Source organism: Paenibacillus sp. NAIST15-1 (genome assembly GCF_001894745.1).
Classification (GTDB): Bacteria; Bacillota; Bacilli; order Paenibacillales; family Paenibacillaceae; genus Paenibacillus_B; species Paenibacillus_B suaedae.
The window spans coordinates 73,157-91,275 of the sequence record NZ_BBYF01000011.1 but is presented as its reverse complement, the minus strand read 5'-3'; the positions used below and the strand labels follow the sequence as shown (position 1 = coordinate 91,275).

General features: G+C 49.0%; 15 protein-coding genes. 14 read left to right on the top strand and 1 reads right to left on the bottom strand.

What is annotated here, in order from left to right; genetic code table 11:
* Window positions 1-52 precede the first annotated feature (52 nt).
* From PBN151_RS20850 to PBN151_RS20825, 6 genes are all read left to right on the top strand, one after another.
* Entirely contained in the window at window positions 53-826 is a 774-nt protein-coding gene (locus tag PBN151_RS20850; RefSeq protein WP_072730547.1) for a hypothetical protein, read from the top strand.
* A 21-nt stretch (window positions 827-847) separates the two neighbouring features.
* Window positions 848-1,579 carry a hypothetical protein gene (locus tag PBN151_RS20845; RefSeq protein WP_072730546.1) on the top strand — a complete coding sequence of 244 codons (732 nt, stop codon included), beginning with the start codon at window positions 848-850 and terminating at the stop codon, window positions 1,577-1,579.
* A gap of 258 nt (window positions 1,580-1,837) precedes the next feature.
* On the top strand, window positions 1,838-3,574 hold the full coding sequence (locus PBN151_RS20840) for a DUF4179 domain-containing protein (RefSeq protein ID WP_227774907.1): 1,737 nt from the start codon (window positions 1,838-1,840) through the stop codon (window positions 3,572-3,574).
* Between the two features lie 191 nt (window positions 3,575-3,765).
* Entirely contained in the window at window positions 3,766-4,530 is a 765-nt protein-coding gene (locus tag PBN151_RS20835) for a hypothetical protein (protein ID WP_072730545.1), read from the top strand.
* Window positions 4,531-4,611: 81 nt separating this feature from the next.
* Window positions 4,612-5,961 (top strand): ABC transporter substrate-binding protein, encoded by a 1,350-nt coding sequence (locus tag PBN151_RS20830; protein ID WP_072730544.1) that lies wholly within the window; start codon window positions 4,612-4,614, stop codon window positions 5,959-5,961.
* A gap of 45 nt (window positions 5,962-6,006) precedes the next feature.
* Entirely contained in the window at window positions 6,007-7,365 is a 1,359-nt protein-coding gene (locus PBN151_RS20825; protein WP_072730543.1) for an ABC transporter substrate-binding protein, read from the top strand.
* A 74-nt stretch (window positions 7,366-7,439) separates the two neighbouring features.
* On the opposite strand, the gene trpB is transcribed toward PBN151_RS20825, so the two are convergent.
* Window positions 7,440-8,600 carry a tryptophan synthase subunit beta gene (trpB, locus tag PBN151_RS20820; protein WP_083545253.1) on the bottom strand — a complete coding sequence of 387 codons (1,161 nt, stop codon included), beginning with the start codon at window positions 8,598-8,600 and terminating at the stop codon, window positions 7,440-7,442.
* 325 nt (window positions 8,601-8,925) lie between these two features.
* Here trpB and PBN151_RS20815 point away from each other — a divergent pair, with 325 nt between their 5' ends.
* The 8 genes from PBN151_RS20815 to PBN151_RS20785 all read left to right on the top strand — a co-directional run bounded on the left by PBN151_RS20815 (window position 8,926) and on the right by PBN151_RS20785 (window position 18,042).
* On the top strand, window positions 8,926-9,801 hold the full coding sequence (locus PBN151_RS20815; protein WP_021252261.1) for an ROK family protein: 876 nt from the start codon (window positions 8,926-8,928) through the stop codon (window positions 9,799-9,801).
* Between the two features lie 596 nt (window positions 9,802-10,397).
* Window positions 10,398-12,032 carry a glucose-specific PTS transporter subunit IIBC gene (gene ptsG, locus PBN151_RS20810; RefSeq protein ID WP_072730541.1) on the top strand — a complete coding sequence of 545 codons (1,635 nt, stop codon included), beginning with the start codon at window positions 10,398-10,400 and terminating at the stop codon, window positions 12,030-12,032.
* 430 nt (window positions 12,033-12,462) lie between these two features.
* On the top strand, window positions 12,463-13,242 hold the full coding sequence (gene bioD / locus PBN151_RS20805; protein ID WP_072730540.1) for a dethiobiotin synthase: 780 nt from the start codon (window positions 12,463-12,465) through the stop codon (window positions 13,240-13,242).
* Between the two features lie 103 nt (window positions 13,243-13,345).
* The gene (locus PBN151_RS31430; RefSeq protein ID WP_175560765.1) at window positions 13,346-13,495 is read left to right on the top strand and encodes a hypothetical protein; all 150 of its coding nucleotides are present in this window, start codon (window positions 13,346-13,348) and stop codon (window positions 13,493-13,495) included.
* A 2-nt stretch (window positions 13,496-13,497) separates the two neighbouring features.
* Window positions 13,498-14,502 (top strand): biotin synthase BioB, encoded by a 1,005-nt coding sequence (bioB, locus tag PBN151_RS20800; protein WP_072730539.1) that lies wholly within the window; start codon window positions 13,498-13,500, stop codon window positions 14,500-14,502.
* Window positions 14,490-15,728, top strand: a complete 1,239-nt coding sequence (locus tag PBN151_RS20795; RefSeq protein WP_227774904.1) for an aminotransferase class I/II-fold pyridoxal phosphate-dependent enzyme — start codon at window positions 14,490-14,492, stop codon at window positions 15,726-15,728. Before bioB ends, PBN151_RS20795 begins: the two co-directional genes overlap by 13 nt.
* Window positions 15,729-15,958: 230 nt before the next feature.
* A complete protein-coding gene (locus PBN151_RS20790; RefSeq protein WP_227774902.1) occupies window positions 15,959-17,029 on the top strand; it encodes an alpha/beta fold hydrolase in 1,071 nt (356 codons plus the stop codon).
* Complete coding sequence (locus tag PBN151_RS20785; protein ID WP_072730538.1) at window positions 17,029-18,042, top strand: methyltransferase domain-containing protein; 1,014 nt, start codon at window positions 17,029-17,031, stop codon at window positions 18,040-18,042. Before PBN151_RS20790 ends, PBN151_RS20785 begins: the two co-directional genes overlap by 1 nt.
* Window positions 18,043-18,119: the final 77 nt, after the last annotated feature.

Below are 18,119 nucleotides of genomic sequence, written 5' to 3'. Positions count from 1 at the left end.
TGCGGCCTGACTAACAACCAATATCGTTTGAATTTAGAGAGGAGAATAACTCATGAAAAATACGATGAAAGTAACAATCGCTACACTTTGCAGTATCCTGCTGCTAGGTTCCATGAGCGCTGCTGTACAGGCAGCATCGTCGCAATCATTCAACGGTATCACGCTCAAGACGGCAGCAGCCAAAGCGCCGACTGATGCAGAAAAAAAGAAAATGTTCGAAGCGGAGAAGAAAAAGATATTTCAAATCAAAAAAAATCCGGGGGATTTCTATGTTCTATATGTCAGTGATAAAAAACTGAATGGCGGAAGTGAGTTTTTATATTCTTCGGAGTTTCCCAAATTCACAAAATATGAAGACTACAAGAACTGGACAGCTAAATTGAAGGGAGCAGTTATTCAGGAGCCAGAAGGGATGCCAGAAGGATATAAATTCGTAAATGGAGTAATCCAAAATCCGTATACACAGTTCAATGCGCAAGTGAAGGCTGAAGCCAAAGGCAAAGTGGTGTACTCCAAAAAGATAGAATGGGATGAAGCCGGAATGATCAGGCTGGAATATGCCAATGGCAAAAACAAATTGGTGCTAAGTCTGTTTAAGTTAGAAGCTGGAGTGGAAAAGAAAGCTAAAGAAGGATTCCAGTATGAGTCCGCTGAAGAGAAGGCCAAAGAAAATGCTAAACAGCCAAAGAATGAAATCCTTCCAGACATCAATAATTCACTGTCATGGACAGAAAAAGGAGTAAGCTGCACGATTTCCACAAATCCCGAGAATCCTTTGACGAAGGAAGAGATGATCAAGCTTGCGAAAACGATGATTAAAAAATAGTTCAGGAGAGGAGCATTACCCATGAAAAACACAAAGAAAGTAACAATCGCTACCCTTTGCAGCATTCTGCTGCTAGTTTCCATGAGCGCTGCTGTACAAGCAGCGTCATCGCAATCAAGCAATAGCATTGCGCTCAAAACGGCGGCTGGCAAAGCGCCGACTGATGCAGAGAAAAAGAAACTGATCGAAGCGGAGAAGGCAAGGATAGTACAGATCAAAAAAAATCCTGGTGATGTTTATCTCGTGTATGTCAGCGATAAGAAGCTGAATGGCGATAGTGAGTTTTTATACTATGTGGAATTCCCAACATTTCAGAAATACGAAGACTACGAGAAATGGACTTCTAAATTGAAGGGAGCAATCGTGCAGGAGCCAGAAGGGATGCCAGAAGGATATACCTTTGTTAAAGGAGTAATCCAAAGTCCGTTCAGCAAAAAATTCGAGGCACAAGTGAAGGCTGAAGCCAAAGGCAAAGTAGTATATTCCAAAAAGATGGAATGGACGGAAGCGGGAGAGATCAAACTGGAGTACAAAAAAGGAAAAGATAATATCATTCTCCAAATGCAAACGGTTCATACCGAAGAAAAGGAAGCTAAAGGATACACATACGAATCCGCAGATAGCTTACATACTGATCGAAATCAAGTTACCTGGTCGGAGAACGGAAAGGTATTTTTCCTCTCCGTAAATTCTGAAAATCCATTGACGGAGGAAGATTTAATGGAGCTTGCGAAAACGATGATTAAAAAATGATACTATGCTGAATCCGGCAAAGCATTATACGGACGAGCAGTGAAGAAGGCGCAAGTGAAGCTCCGCAAAGACAAGTAAAACAGAAACAGCCATAGTCGTTTCCCCCCCGGCTATGGCTGTTTGTTTGCATAGGTTAGATATCTTAATCTTGTTTATTCAGCATATGGAATACTTGCTCGAGGTTCTTGTCTCCGCTGGACGACGACTTGAAGGGGCCAGAAGAGCATTTAAATCAGAAGAACTTGGGAGGAAAGGAAGGTGGGGGATCTGGAGAAAAGAATAAACGGAATAACAAAACTTTTTCAGCAGTTGGGCGATGAAGGCAACCATTCCTACCCGGACTTCGAGGCGATGTGGATGTGGATCGAGGCGGCTAGGAACGAGCAGGACGATCGAAGGATCTCTGCCGCTTCGTTACAGATGAGGCCGTTGTTCCACGGACGCCGGTTGGCCGTGTTGTCAGTGGCTGTGTTTGTGTTGTTGGCTACTCCGGTGCTCGCCTATATTACCGAGAAGTGGGATTTTAATAATCATCAAGGTGTGGAATCAGCGATCCAACATGGATTCGGGCAGCCGATAAATAAGAAGGTTACGAATAGCAGCGTCACATTCGCCATTGATACGGCGGTATCCGACGATAATGGTACCACGCTGTTATACAGCCTGAATACAGGGGATAGGCAGGAACGAAAGTGGATATTCGATCAATTCGATTTCAAAGACAGTAAAGGAAACTTCATTGCACACCTGGATGATGTGCAGAAGATGCAAATGCACTGGGGAAAAGGCTACTATTCGCATGCATGGGATGAAGAAACCCAAACCTACAACGGCTTTTTCGAAACGCCTTGGACGGTGCCCGGCAATGAGACGGATATGCAATTGTCTGTGCGCGGGCTGCAGGCATATGACTACGTTCACGTTCCGATCGCTCTGGATCCGAGCAAGACAGAAGTGCAGACCTTTCCGATTCATGGCGGCGGGATCAAGGAATTGAAAGTGCAGTTCGTAGAGGGCAGGAAAGAGCAAGTACTGCTCAAATACACCGTGTCGTACACGGATGATTCGAATTTTAACATCGTTGGCCCTCAAATCGTGGTGAAAAAAGGTGGGAAAAAGGTAGATCGAACGGGCTATAAGATGACTGATTATATTGAGATTGAAGGGCATACAGAATGGGGCGCGCAAGAAGGCTACAACCTGGGTGAACTACTGCAGGGCAGCAACTCATTCGAATTTGTGTATGGCGTAAAGGGAAGCTATATTGAGGGAGAATGGAATATCGGCATGTTCACCTTGAACAAGGAGAAGGCGCTGCAGGCATCAGTGACCCATGATATGAACATTCCGATCCGCTCGGCACAAGGGGGATCGATCCTCCGCAAGCTGATCATCAGACCGACAGCCATGAAAGTAGAAGTGGATAATAAGAACGGATTTAGCGGACTTCCGTACCAGTCGGTTTCGTTGCTGGTGAACGGTCATAAGCTGGAAGGAGAAGAAACATGGGATTATGCTAATTCTCCGTTAGGTGCTTACAGGTCAGTGTATGCATTCTCGACATCCCCTGACCTGCGGCTGACCGCAGACGCGCCGGTAGAATTGCTGCTGGAACATAAATTCGAGGAGATAAGAGACTACAACAAGCTGATCAAGTTAACTCACATTACAGAGCAAAAGAAAGAAACGCTTGTGAACGTAGAGGGTTATCCGGTAAAAGTGACCTACTATATGAAAGACGGTGACCTGTATGTTGAGAACGAGAGCGAGAATCTAGAGTACAGCGGCGCTTCTCAGACATACATAAAACAGGAAAATGAGAGGATATACGGGGAAGTCCTATTTTACCAATGGGAGAAGAACTGGGTCGATTGGAGGAACTCCAACAAATTCATGAACGTCTATCGCGGATTTAAAGGAACCGAAACGGAGCTTTGCTTGTTTAGTTTCGACATTCGACATTGGGATCAGAATTTGAAAATTAAACTGCAATAGGATAAACGATGCTGTCCACGTCAGGATATGACGCGAGGCAGCATTTTTTTTGCATTCTTTCCAAATTAGTGAACCTAAATGAGGGCGGTGGTGTTAATTAGGATAGAGGCTTGCGCCTAAGGGATCCCATAACATTGCAGTGCGGCCTGAATAACAACCAATATCGCTTGAATATGAGGGGAGAATAACCTATGAAAAACACAATGAAAGTAACAATCGCTACACTTTGCAGCATCCTGCTGCTAGGTTCCATGAGCGCTGCTGTACATGCAGCATCGTCGCATTCATTCAATAGCATAACGCTCAAGACGGCGGCTGCCAAGGCTCCGACTGATGCAGAGAAAAAGAAAATGATCGAAGAGGAGAAGGCAAGGATCGTAAAGCTCAAAAAAAATCCTGGGGATGTTTATCTCGTGTATGTCAGCGATAAGAAGCTGAATGGCGGAAGTGAGTTTCTATACTATACAAATTTCCCGACATTCACCAAATATGAAGACTACGAAAAATATAGTTCTACATTAAAAGGGCCTATCATACAGGAGCCAGAGGGCATGCCGGAGGGATATACCTTTGTCAAAGGAGAGATCCAGAATTCAATTGATTATAAGAAATTGGAGGCACAAGTAAAGGCTGAGGCCAAAGGCAAAGTGGTGTATTCAAAAAAGATAGAATCGCCAGAGGTGGGAGAGATCAAGCTGGGGTACGCCAAAGGAAATGATAAGTTGTTCATGGAACTCTTCACGCTAGAGACAGATAAGAATGCTAAAGACGAAGGGTTCAAGTACAAATCTGCTGACGAATATGATGCAGAAACAAAGAAGAAGAATCCTCAATTCGTTAGAAATTCGGTGTCATGGTCGGAGAAAGGGATAAGATTCACCATTGCCACGAATCCTGGTAATCCATTGACTGAGGAAGAGATGATCGAGCTCGCGAAAACGATGATCAAGAAATGATAGGGATTAAGGCAGACAGAAGCTGCAGGTTAGGGTTGCCTGCGGCTTTGGATACGGAAGCAAAGGAGAATGATAGGCGAGATGCGATGGGGTTCGTGGTTGAAGCAAGGCACGATTCTGGTAAGCATTATGGCTCTGGTGAGCGGATGCTTCGGAACGAAGCCTGTGCTGGAGGAGCTTGGTAAGGATGGCCGCGGCAAATTAAAGGTGCTTTACTCTAATGAGGGCGATTTCTTTCGAGAATACGGAAATGTATTTACGCTCAAATTTCCGAATATCGACATCGAAGTGGTCGAGACCAATGGATTATACCAGCAGATGCAAATCCAAAAAGGTGTTGATTATGGGACGCTATTAACGAAGCTGATCGATGAACAGCAGCCAGATGTGTTGACTCTATCAGCTCCAGAGTATGAAGAATACGCATTGGGCGGCAAATTATATAATCTAGATTCGATCATCAAGCAGGAGCAATTCGATCTGGAAGGGTTCATGCCAGGTTTGATCGATATGGTGAGAGAGCAGGGAGGAGGCGCACTATTTGGCCTGCCGCCGTTTTTCTATACGGATGTACTCTACTATAATGCCGATTTATTCAAAGCGAATGCGATAGATCTGCCCAAAGGTGGCATGACCTGGAAAGAACTGTTCAATCTGGCTGCGCGCTTCGAAGATGCGGGAATGCCGGGGCTATATGCTGGCTATGAGAACGCGGTTGGGATGCTGAAACGCATAGCGGACACATGGGGCCTGCAGGAATTCGATGCCAAGGGGGAGCATATTCTGCTCGAATCAGAGAGTTGGAAGCAGGCCTATCAAATGATGACGGATGCAATACGTACCCGCGCACTGCAGGTTCAGAAATCGGATGAGATGTTTCTTCCTTCGTCCAACAATCTCTTCCTGCAAGGCAACGCGGCCATGACCTTTGGCAGCTCAGGCTTTATTAGCGAGTTTAGCGATCCGCAGAACAAGAAGGCAAGCAAGATGGATTGGGGCATGGTTCCTGTCCCTATTGATCCCTCCCACCCAAATGAAACGACAAGTGCAAGGCTCTATGAGTATTTTGCCATTAACGAGCATTCGAGCAATAAGCGGGCCGCCTGGGAATTTGTAAAGTACGTCAACGGACCGGAGATGGCGAAGGCAAGCTCTGCTATATACTATAAGCTGCCGACGCGAACCGGATTCGTCAAGTCGATTCAGGGCAAGAGTACAGAAGCTTTCTATGCCTTGCAAATAAAAAATATGAAATACGAGTCGGCGATAAAGCGGGTTCCTAATGAATTCTACAGTGCATATGCTCCTTTGCGGGAGGAAGCATTGAAGGCCATCATTGACAAAGAGAAAACCGTGGATGAGGCCTTGACAGAACTACAGCAGAAGGCACAGGCAGCGCTTCAGAAGGTGCGCCAAGACAAAGTGAAATAAAAGAGATCGTTGAATAGGCATGTAAAGGAGAAGTGAAGTGAAGAAATGAGGCGAACCGGAAAACGAAAGGCGGCTGTACTGCTTCTGCTTAGCATCGTCCTGGTCATAAGCGGATGCTTCGGGAGTAAGTCCGTACCAGATGGGCTTGGCGGTGAAGGCAACGGGAAGCTGAAGGTGTATTATCCCTATGTGGAGGACTTCCATAACAAGTACGGCCAGTTATTTACCAGTCAGTACCCGGACATTGAAATCGAGATCATCAAGTCGGGGAATGAAGGAGAAGACGCATCGGACAAATTAAGCCCACAGGAAAAGCTGCAGCGCATGATGGAGCGCCAGAAGCCGGACGTCCTTGTTCTCAATCTGGATGAGTACGAGCATTTATCCAGTATGGGCAAGCTGTATGATTTGGAATCGGTTATCAAGCAGGAGCAATTCGATTTGGACGGTTATATGCCCGGTTTGATCGACATGCTGCGCGAGAAGGGTAACGGCTCCCTATTTGGGCTTGCTCCTACGCTCAGGGCTGGGTACTTATACTACAATGCGGATATGTTTCAGGAGAAACGTATTGATCTGCCGGTGAACAAAATGCAGTGGAAGGATCTCTTTGAATTGTCTGCAAGATTCCATAACGGAAGGACGGATGAAGATGCTTCCTATGGATTGATCAATAATCAAGCTTCTGATGTATTGCGGGAAGTCGCGGATACGATGGATTTGCAGCTGTTCGATACGGAAGGCAAGAAGGTGCTGCTGCAGTCCGAAGGCTGGAAGCAAGCATTTCAGTTAACGGTCGATGCGCTCAAGAAAAAGGCGGTATCCGTTCGCCCGCCAGAGCAGAGCGGCGATCCGGGATCGCGTTATATATTGGCCATGAACAAATTCGTTAACGGGGAATCCCCGATGATTCTCAATGATTCGTCCTTTGCCGCACACATTGGCGGGTCTTCTTCCAAGATAAATTGGGGCATGGTAACCGTCCCTATCAATCCGGCGCACGCAGATGAGACTGACAGAATCTCTGCCACGCAAATATTCGCCATTGCCGCCGATTCGGCAAATAAACATGATGCTTGGGAGCTCGTCAAGTTCATGAACGGCACAGGGATGGCGAAGATCATATCCCGTTCAGGAAGAAGTGATTTACCAGCGCGGACGGGATATATCCCGAGAAGCTTGGAAAGAGGCGCTGAGACCATTTATATGCTGAAGCCAGGGAAGCATCATACGAACGAGCAGTGGAAGAAGAACATTCCGGACAGCTTCTATCAGGCGTATGAAGCGCTGTTGAATGAAGCGCTGCATGCTGTAGCCGGAGATAAGATGACATTGGAACAGGCGATTGCGGATCTGGAGCAGCAGGCGCAAGTGAAGCTGGATCTTGCCCGCAAGGACAAATAAAGCAGAAACAGCCATATCCGTAGCGAACGGACTATGGCTGTTTGTTTGCGTAGGATAGGTATCCTACCTTAGTCTTACTTATTCAGCATATGGAATACTTGCTCGACGTCTTTATCCCCGCGACCGGAGATGTTGACGATGATGATCTGCTCTTCTCCAAGCGTTGGAGCGAGCTTCAAGGTATGAGCAACCGCGTGTGCGCTTTCAAGTGCAGGAATAATGCCTTCTGTCTTCGACAGCACTTGGAAGGCTTCAAGCACTTCTTCATTCGTTACCGTCACATATTCCGCGCGGCCGGATTCCTTCAAGTGGCTGTGCTCCGGTCCGATACCCGGGTAGTCCAAGCCTGCTGCGATGGAGTAGGTTGGAGAAGGGTTGCCTTCCTCGTCTAACAAGACAAGACATTTGAAGCCATGCAGTACACCAGGCACACCCTTTGTTAAGGTTGGCGCTTGATCTGGCTCGACGCCGATTAGACGCACAGATCGCTCCTCAATATAATGGGCGAAAGCGCCGATTGCATTACTGCCGCCACCAACACAGGCGATAACGGCATCAGGGAGACGGCCTTCTTTCTCCACAATTTGACGCTTCGATTCTTCGCTAATAATCGATTGGAAATGCTTCACGATAGACGGGAATGGGTGTGGACCGACAGCAGAACCTAACAGATAGAACGTAGACGCATAGTTTTCTACCAAATCATCCAGTGCTACGTCCACCGCATCTTTCAGACGTCCTTGCCCCTTCGAGACCGACACGACCTTGGCCCCAAGCAATTCCATACGGAATACATTCAATGCCTGACGGCGAATATCTTCTGCCCCCATATAGATGATGCATTCCATACCGAACATGGCACATACTGTTGCTGTTGCAACACCGTGCTGGCCTGCGCCTGTTTCCGCGATGATACGGTGTGCGCCCATGCGCTTAGCGAGCAGAATCTGCCCAAGAACGTTGTTGATTTTATGGGAACCGGTGTGATTCAAATCCTCGCGCTTCAAATAAATCTTGGCGCCGCCAAGCTTCTCTGTCAGATGCTTCGCATAGGTGAGCGGATTATCACGACCTACGTATTCGCGTGCGTACATATTGTATTCTTGGATAAATTCCGGGTCGTCCTTGTACTTGTAGAAAGCTTCTGCGAGACGCTCCAACACTCCTTGCAATTGGGGCGGTACATAGCTTCCTCCGAACTGCCCGAACATGCCTTGCTCTGTTGATACGGTCATGTGAATACCCCCTCGGTTCCAATGATTAGCAATAATTTGTCCATATTTTAGCGCACTATCGGGTTAAAGTCTAACATTATTTCTGGTGCATCAGCTTCTTATAGAGATGAAAAAGGGTATAAAGTTCAGGAGGTGTGTCCGAATCTTAGATGATATGCGACATATGATTGGAACATGAATGACCTAATGATATAATCAATATGATGAAAACGTTGTCTTTCGATTTGCGTTTTCGATTTTCGTAAGCGCGATCATAAGTTGGCATATGGGGGATCTCCTCTGAACGAGACAGATAAAGTCAGGCTTGAGAAGGTGAGGGAGAAACATGAAATTGTTAGGCGCTATTGAAGGTGGAGGCACGAAGTTTGTCGTTGCTGTCGGTACCGAAGATGGACAAATTCAGCAAATCGAATCGTTCCCGACGACGACACCGGAAGAAACAATGGATCGTACGGTTGCGTTCTTTAAAGATAAAGGGATTAGTAGTATTGGCTTCGGTTCTTTTGGACCGGTTGATTTGAATCCGAACAGTCCCACATACGGACATATTGCAAAGACACCTAAGCCGCATTGGAGCGGATATGATGTAGTCGGACATTTGAAGCGTCATCTTAATGTCCCTGTCGGCTTCGACACGGATGTAAATGGAGCGGCACTCGGTGAAGCGACATTCGGCGCGGCTAAAGGATTGAACAGCTGCTTGTACATCACGGTAGGTACAGGCATTGGTGCTGGTGCTGTCGTGGAAGGCAAGCTGGTACACGGTCTGCTTCATCCAGAGATGGGTCATATTATGGTGAAGCGTCATCCAGAAGATACGTATGAGGGCAAGTGCCCATACCACAAGGATTGCCTTGAGGGTCTTGCTGCAGGTCCGGCAATCGAAGCGCGCTGGGGTGTGAAGGCGTACGAGTTAGGCGAAGACCATAAGGCTTGGGAGCTTCAGACCTTCTATTTGGCACAAGCGCTCATGAACTACATTTTGACGATTTCTCCGGAGAAAATCATTCTTGGCGGCGGCGTTTCCAAGCAATTGCACTTGTTCCCACGCATTCGCGAGCAAGTGAAGACATTGTTGAACGGATATGTTCAGCATCCTGCCATCTTAGAAGTGAACGAGGATTACATCGTGCCTCCAGCATTGCAGGATCGCGCGGGTATTACAGGTGCGCTTGCACTTGCGGTACAAGCACTAAAATAGAGAGCCATGGGAGCGATTCCCTGGACATAAAAAGAAACCGTTCTTTGCTACATGGATGCACGATCAGCCATTGGGTGAAGGAACGGTTTCTTTGTGTTTGCGAGGTGGAAGGTTCATGTTGATATAGTCCAAGAGAAGATGTTTCCGTTTATTCAAAGTCAGCTCCATGATCGTCTCCACATTGATCGAGTCACTGTTCTCCATGCACGAAATCATCGCATCTATGAATGCCCGGTCTGAGCGGAATTCCATTTCTTTTGTGAACAGAAGGTCGCTTTGGCGCCGCAGTATACGTTTCAGATCTCCTTTATTTTCATACGTAAGGCATTGTTCTTGAATTTCTTTTAGGTTAAAGCCTAAGTCTTTATAAAAAAGAATCCAAATCTTCCACCTCCTGCAATTACTTTCCCATATGACGTGGCGTCACGCGCAAGCCTTATTTTTGCTTTCATGCATCTTGGCTGCTTAATCTACGACATCCCTACACTGTCTGATCTAGCATATTTCATCGGATTGCATACTTTTTCCTGCACTAGGGAAAGGTAAGGCGTACTTAGCGTACTTACATACCTTGATGCGATGAGGGGTTGAATCACATGTTCAAATCAGCGTTCGGCGTGTTGCAGAAAGTAGGCAAGGCGCTTATGCTGCCTGTCGCCATCCTGCCTGCGGCAGGTATTTTGCTTGGCATCGGCAATGCGCTGCGCAATCCGGATATGATTGCGAGACTGCCTTGGCTTGGAAATAGTGCAGTCAGTGTCATCACGAACGTCATGGAGCAAGCGGGAGGCATCGTATTCGATAACTTGTCTCTCTTGTTCGCGGTTGGCGTTGCCATCGGTCTTGCTGGCGGAGACGGGGTAGCGGGCTTGGCGGCTATCGTTGGCTACTTCGTTATGAACGTAACGATGAAGGTCATGATGAACGTTACACCTGATGTTGTGGCTGGCAATTCGGCATATGCTACGATTCAAGGTATTCCGACTCTGCAAACGGGAGTGTTCGGCGGGATTATAATCGGGATTGTCGCAGCTGTTCTGTACCAGCGATTTTTCACGATTGAGCTGCCCTCTTATTTGGGCTTCTTTGCGGGCAAACGCTTCGTGCCGATTATTACGGCTGTAACCTCGCTTATTATCGGTATCATCATGGTGTTTGTCTGGCCATCTGTTCAACATGGCTTGAATGCCTTCTCGCATTCTTTGCTTGATTCGAATCGAGCGCTGGCCGCGTTCATATTTGGTATTTGTGAGCGGGCACTGATCCCGTTTGGGCTGCATCATATTTTCTATTCTCCATTTTGGTTCGAATTTGGGGAATACATGGACAAGGCAGGGCAGCTCATTCGCGGCGACCAGAAAATATTTTTTGCCCAGTTAAAGGATGGGGTGCCTCTAACAGCCGGAACCTTCATGACTGGTAAATTTCCATTCATGATGTTCGGACTCCCGGCGGCTGCACTGGCAATCTATCATGAAGCGCGCAAGGAGAACAAAGCCGTAGTAGCAGGCTTGATGGGTTCGGCTGCACTAACTTCTTTTTTGACAGGGATTACGGAGCCGCTTGAGTTCTCTTTCCTGTTCGTTGCTCCTTTATTATTTGCTGTGCATGTGGTGTTTGCAGGGCTGTCGTTCTTAACCATGCATTTGCTTGGCGTCAAGATCGGCATGACGTTTTCGGGCGGCGTTATTGACTATTTGTTGTTCGGCGTCTTGCAGAATCGAACGCCTTACTGGCTTGTTATTCCGGTTGGGCTTGTGCTCGCCGTCATCTATTATTTTGGCTTCCGCTTTGCAATTCGCAAGTTCAATTTGCGAACACCGGGGCGTGAAGACACAGCTCCAGCAGCTGCCGCAGCTACGGGGTCAGCCGCCTCCAATGAACTGCCGCGCGGCATTTTGAATGCGCTTGGCGGCAAGGAGAACATTGCTTCCCTCGATGCATGTATTACGCGGCTTCGTGTACAGGTGAAGGATTCCGGTGATGTGAATAAGGATCGTCTGAAGGAGCTCGGAGCCTCTGGGGTTCTTGAGGTCGGCAACAGCGTACAGGCGATATTCGGTACGCGCTCTGAAACTATTAAGCATCAGATTAATGAGCTCATCACGCAGGAATCGATGGAGCTGAGGCCTGACGGTGGAGATGCAGAAGTTCATCGTGATGCAGATACAGAGCCAAAGGATCGAGACAGTCGTCAGACATCGGATCGCGATACGGGTGATAATCGATAGCGCTTAGAAGAAAGCTATAGAAATAAGGCGTAGAAGTAAGACGTACAACCTGTTTTATATACCTGATTGCTGGCAACCGACTGAGGCAACTGAGAAATACAAGCAGCTTCGAACTAAATGTCAGTGATTGATGATGACTGTCCCCTCACAACTTGAGTTGTGGGGGGATTTTTGATTGTAAGGTTTGTTATCTGGGTTCACAACAACATCTCCCAAAAACTTCTCCTGCTTGATAGGCTCATGATCACAGTAAAGTGTGATGTGTAGGTATTGATTAGAAATTTTCCGTTACTACAACATAATTGTTAACCAATTAACATAATATTTGGTTAACAAACTCTTGTCCTTTGAGAAATCATTAGGTAAAATATATTTCTGAAATGTTAACTATATATTTATTTCTATGGTTAACGTTGAGGAGGTGCTGCATATGGTTCCATATATACATACAGACGAGAAACACCATTTCTCAAGAGGGCTATTTATATCCTCCACAGGAACTGGGATAGGGAAAACGATTGTGACCGCAGGAATAGGGGCGTACTGCCGCGAGATATGCCAGCGTCGAATTCGAATATGGAAGCCGGTACAGAGCGGGGTAACCTTAGGTGACCCTGAGGCAGACAGCTATCGTCTGCGAATGGGAAGCGGACTGTTAGAGACACCGGAAGAAGAGATCGCGACATGGACGCTGCCAGATCCGTTGGCGCCATGGATGGCGTTTGAACGGGCGGGGGTTCCATTTGCATTCGAGCGCTTGTTGGAGGAAGGACGGAGACGGCAGGAGGATGGTTCCTTTTTGCTGGTTGAAGGAGCGGGAGGGATCGCAGTACCGTTCAGCGCAGAGTACACGATGGCTGACGCTGCTCGCGAACTGGGTACACCTGTGCTGCTCGTAGCTCCCCCCGGTTTAGGGACAGTAAGCCATACGGTGACAGCAGTGCAGTATGCGAGGGAGCGATGCATCACGGATATAGCAGTCGTATTCAGCGGACCGCGGTCATTGGCAGATGAGCGAGAGATTGCGGAAAATGCTCGGATGATTGAGGCCATGGCTGGTGTGCCCGTATGCGGGATTGTTCCCTGGCTAATGCAGCCTGCCAATGCTCAAGCAGTGGAAATGGAAGCTTGGGTGGCTTGGCGAGAGCAGTGGCTTGAATCCTTTGTCCGAATGGAGAAAATGATGGATTGGCTGCGGAAGCGGATATAAACGGTACTGGGAACATAACGAAGGATAGACACAGAGATGAATAGACACAAAGATGTAGCACAGTGATGTAGACGCAAAGATATAGAGATGTAGACGCATAGATATGGAAAAAAGATATAAGCACATAGATATAGACGCAGAGATGCAGGCACAAAAATGCAGACACAAAAATGGAAAGACACAGATAGATGCAATGTTCTACAGATGGAACGAAGATGAAATGAGGATGTCACAACCTTTAAGGGAGAGATGAGGATGAAGGAACAGTTGGTAAAGGCGGGTATGGATTGGCGCGGTCTTGCAGCAGAGATCATTGAGGGGAAGGTATTATCGCGTGAGGAGGCGCTATCCATTCTGCAGGCTAAGGATAGTGAGCTGCTTGCCATTATGGATGGGGCGTACCAGGTGCGGCGGCATTATTACGGTAATAAGGTGAAACTGAACTTGATTATTAATGCAAAGAGCGGTTATTGTCCGGAAGATTGCGGGTATTGCTCACAGTCGACTCAATCCGATGCCCCAATCGAGAAGTATACAATGCTGGAGAAGGATACACTTGTGGACGGTGCGCGCAAAGCGATGGAAATGAAGGTGGGGACGTATTGCATTGTCGCCAGTGGGCGGGGGCCTACAAAGCGGGAGTTGGATCAGGTCGTTGCAGCTGTAGAAGAAATCAAGACGACGATGCCAATGAAAATATGCGCGTGCCTAGGGATACTCTCGCAAGAACAGGCGGATCGGCTGAAGCAGGCTGGCGTTGATCGTTACAACCACAATTTGAATACGAGTGCCGATCATTATTCGCATATCACTTCAACGCACACGTATGAGGATCGAGTACATACGGTGAGTACAGCCAAGGCAGCAGGTATGTCTCCGTGTTCAGGTGTCATTATGGGGATGGGGGAGACTGACGAGCAGTTGGTGGATGTGGCCTTTTCCTTGCGCGAGCTGGATGCAGATTCGATTCCAATCAATTTCTTAAATTCAATACCCGGTACGCCACTGGCTCATCTGAATGAATTGGATCCGCGCCGCTGCTTGAAGGCATTGGCGATGTTCCGCTTCGTCTGCCCATCGAAGGAGATTCGGGCATCCGGAGGTCGTGAAGTGAATCTGCGTTCCTTGCAGCCGTTAGCGCTCTATGCGGCTAATTCCATTTTTGTCGGCGACTACTTGACGACAGAAGGGCAGGAAGCAACAGAAGATCATCGGATGATCGAAGATCTCGGATTTGAGATTGAACGATGTGCGTTATAAGTTCTGGGTCTGACCGTTGGGCATGGATGCGCGAGCAATTGGCGGAACGCGAGCAGGTCGGACGTCTGCGTCAATTGACGCAGACAACTTGGCTGCCAGATGGCTGGGTGAATCGCGATGGGAAGAGGGTACTTAATCTTGCCTCCAACTATTACTTGGGGCTGTACCCTTGGATATCTGAGACAATGTGGCGATCGTTGAATGAGGAAGCTGTGGAACTGGGGGAGCCGGGACTGCGGATCGGGTCTGGGGCTTCGCGCCTCATTACAGGGCATGATCCTCACCATGAGGCATTAGAGCGGGAGATGTCGGATTTCAAGCAGACGGAGGCATGTCTCATTTTCTCAAGTGGATATATGGCTAATGCGGGAATCATCCCTGCGCTTGTTGGTCGTCACGACGTAGTATTTAGTGATCGACTTAATCATGCGAGCATTGTGGATGGGATTGTGCTAAGTCGTGCAGCGCATGTTCGCTACCCGCATCGCGATCTCAATCGACTGGAAGACCAATTGAAGAAGTGGACGGTTGGTGCATCAGGGGCGGGGAGGGCGTCACGCAAGCTGATTGTGACCGATGCGGTGTTCAGCATGGATGGAACAAGGGCACCACTGAAAGAGCTAGTCATGTTGAAGGAGCGGTACGGTGCAATCCTGATGGTGGATGAGGCGCATAGTGGCGGTGTGTACGGTGCCGAGGGGGAAGGACTCTGTCATGAGCTTGGCATTCATGGGCATGTGGATATCATTATGGGCACGTTCGGCAAGGCTTTTGGGGCAGTCGGTGCCTATGTCGCTGCGGAGGATATTGTAATTAGGTATCTTGTGAACCATGCTCGAACTTTTATCTATAATACAGGTTTGCCGCCGTTCGTGGCAGCGCTTGTGCGCTCACGGCTTAGGGAAGTGCGCGCTGCAGGCCAGGCTCGTTTGGAGTTGATGCATAAGGCGGCGCTCTTTCGTACGCGATTGCAGGCTGGCGGCCTCGACACGGGAGAAGGGGACAGTCATATCGTTCCCGTCATGCTCGGCTCTGATCAGAGAGCAGTTGTGGTAAGCGCGGCTCTGACTAAAGCTGGCGTAGCGGGTCTTGCGATTCGCCCCCCAACTGTGCCGGAGGGTACAGCGCGCATCCGGTTCGCACCTTCTCCGCTGCATCAGGATGAGGAGCTGCTGCGGGCAGCAGATAGGGTTGTGGACGCTGCGAATCAATGGCAGGAAGCGTAACACGCTGATCGGCGACAGTAAAGGATATAAACTTAGAAATATAGAGGATAAAGATAAAGTTTGAGAGATAGAGAATGAGATAAATATAAAGGCAAAGACAAAAACAGTAGGACTGACAGTTACACGGGCAAAGCAGAGATAAGGATGAGAAGAATGATAAATATGAGAGTGATGCAAAACTAGAAATTAAAAAATGATGCGGGATAGAGCATGAAGATAGAGGTTGATATATGGATGAAGAAAGCGATGGCATGAAATATGTATGCTATCATACCGTCCATGCTGAAGGGGGTATGGGGAGGATGGAGATTCAATCGACAAGATTTGAAAAAGGCTGCATGCAAGTTGCGGCATCATTGAAGCTCCCATCTAAACCGAAACTGTTATGGGTACATGGCTGGGGAATGTCCTCTTCGGTGTGGAGGCATCTTGCAGCGATGCTGCCTGAGTTCGAGCATCGTTATGTGTCGTATGCTGATGCGAGTACAGTTGCAGAGCTGCTGGCTGCGGTTCGACGGCCGTTTGAAGATGAGCCGGAAGGGGAATGGCATGCGATTGGTTGGTCGATGGGCGGTATGCTGCTGCTAGAGCTGCTGAATGAATGGCGCGAGGCATCGGACATCGGGCTGAATAAAGCGTGGGAGCAAGATCAAGGGCAAGAGCAAGAGCATGAGCATGAGCGGGGGATTGGGCGAACAGGTTGCATGGGCGACTATGTCGCAGCTGTTCGCCCGCCCGTTGTGCGCAGCGTCATTCTGACGGGAACCACGCTGCGCTTCATTGACGACACAGGTCAGGCCGGCTGGCCAGACCGGATCGTCCGGCGCATGCGCCGCCGCTTGGCGCAAGCTGCGCCGGCGGATACACTCCGCGCGTTCGCGGAGTGTATTCCGGCTGCGGCGGAGCGCGCGAGCGCCGAGAGCTGCCGCTGGCTGCTGGAGCACACGGCAGCTCTCGGCAAGGACATCACGCCCGCGGGGCTTGATGCGGGTCTGGCCTACTTGCAGGAGGCCGACCTGGAGCGGGCGTGGGCGCGTCTTACCGACGCGCCGGATGGTCCGCGCCTGTACTGGCTTCATGGCGCGGACGACAGCGTATGCCCGCTTGCTGCGCAGCAGCGGGCACAAGCGGCGTGCGGCCACCGGAACGCTGCGCGGTTCGTGGTGCTCCCGCACGCCGGGCATGCGCCGTTCGCTACGCAGACGGCGCAATGGCTGCACCATATACGCATGTGGTGCAGCGCATCATCGAAGCAGACGCTATTCGATGATTTTCAGATGGAACAGGGAGGGGAAGCGTGATGTTTGCGGGGGCGAATGTGGACAAACGAATCGTGCGGCAGCGCTTTGATCGGCACGCTAAAGAGTATGACCGTTATGCCGAAGTGCAGCGGGTAATGGCGGATGAGCTGGTCGAGCGTATGTGTCAGACTATAAGACCGCCCTTATTTGAAGGAACACCACAAGGGAATCCTCCTAATACGGAGTCACTAATTTACGACATAGACCTTAATAAAATGACTGCATCGATCGATGAAGTAAGCTGTGCAGTGCGCATTCTTGATATTGGATGCGGGACGGGGATGCTGTCGGAACGATTAGCGCGTGCCTTTCCGGGAGCGGAGCTCACGCTGGTGGACTTGTCTTCGCGCATGCTGGAGCGGGCTAGTACGAAGCTGACACATGCGGGAGTCTCACCTGCCAACATACATCTTATCATTGCCGATGCGGAAGCCTGGCTGGAGAGTGCTTGCGGGCGGGAGGAGACGGAGAGGCCAATCTACAACATTATTGCGTCTAGCGCAGCTTTCCAGTGGTTCAATTTCCCGGCTGATACAACGCATCGCTTGCTGCAATTGCTGGCTCCTGGCGGGCTATTGGCGTTTGCTACCTTCTTGCCAGGAACGGTGAGAGAGCTGCATGACGCTTTCCGCCAAGCGGAAGCGCTGCTTGGTTTTCCTACCCAACCTCACGGCCAGAGCTATCCGAATAAGGAAGATTGGATGACATGGCTGCTCGAACATGGAGGAAATAGCCTTGCAATTCGTTGGGAGACAAGCAGCTATCGCTATACATTTCCTGATGTTCGGACTGCACTCGCGCAGGTGAGACGTGTCGGTGCGGGCAATGCTGTTCACGTTCACGACGATACTGGGGCAGTGGGTGGTGAACAGCGTAAAAGTGCAAGCAGCAGGAAGCTCATTCATACGATGCTGCAAGCCTATCAAGCAACATTCCAGCAGGACGATGGGCGAGTCCCGCTTACTTACGAAGTAGCATATTGCCTTACCCAGAGGGGGCTGCATACCAAGTGATTCGAGGATTGAAGGAAGGCATCCGTTGTAGGCCATACAAAAAACGGTCGTGCTGCGACTGTCTCAGTTGACAGTGC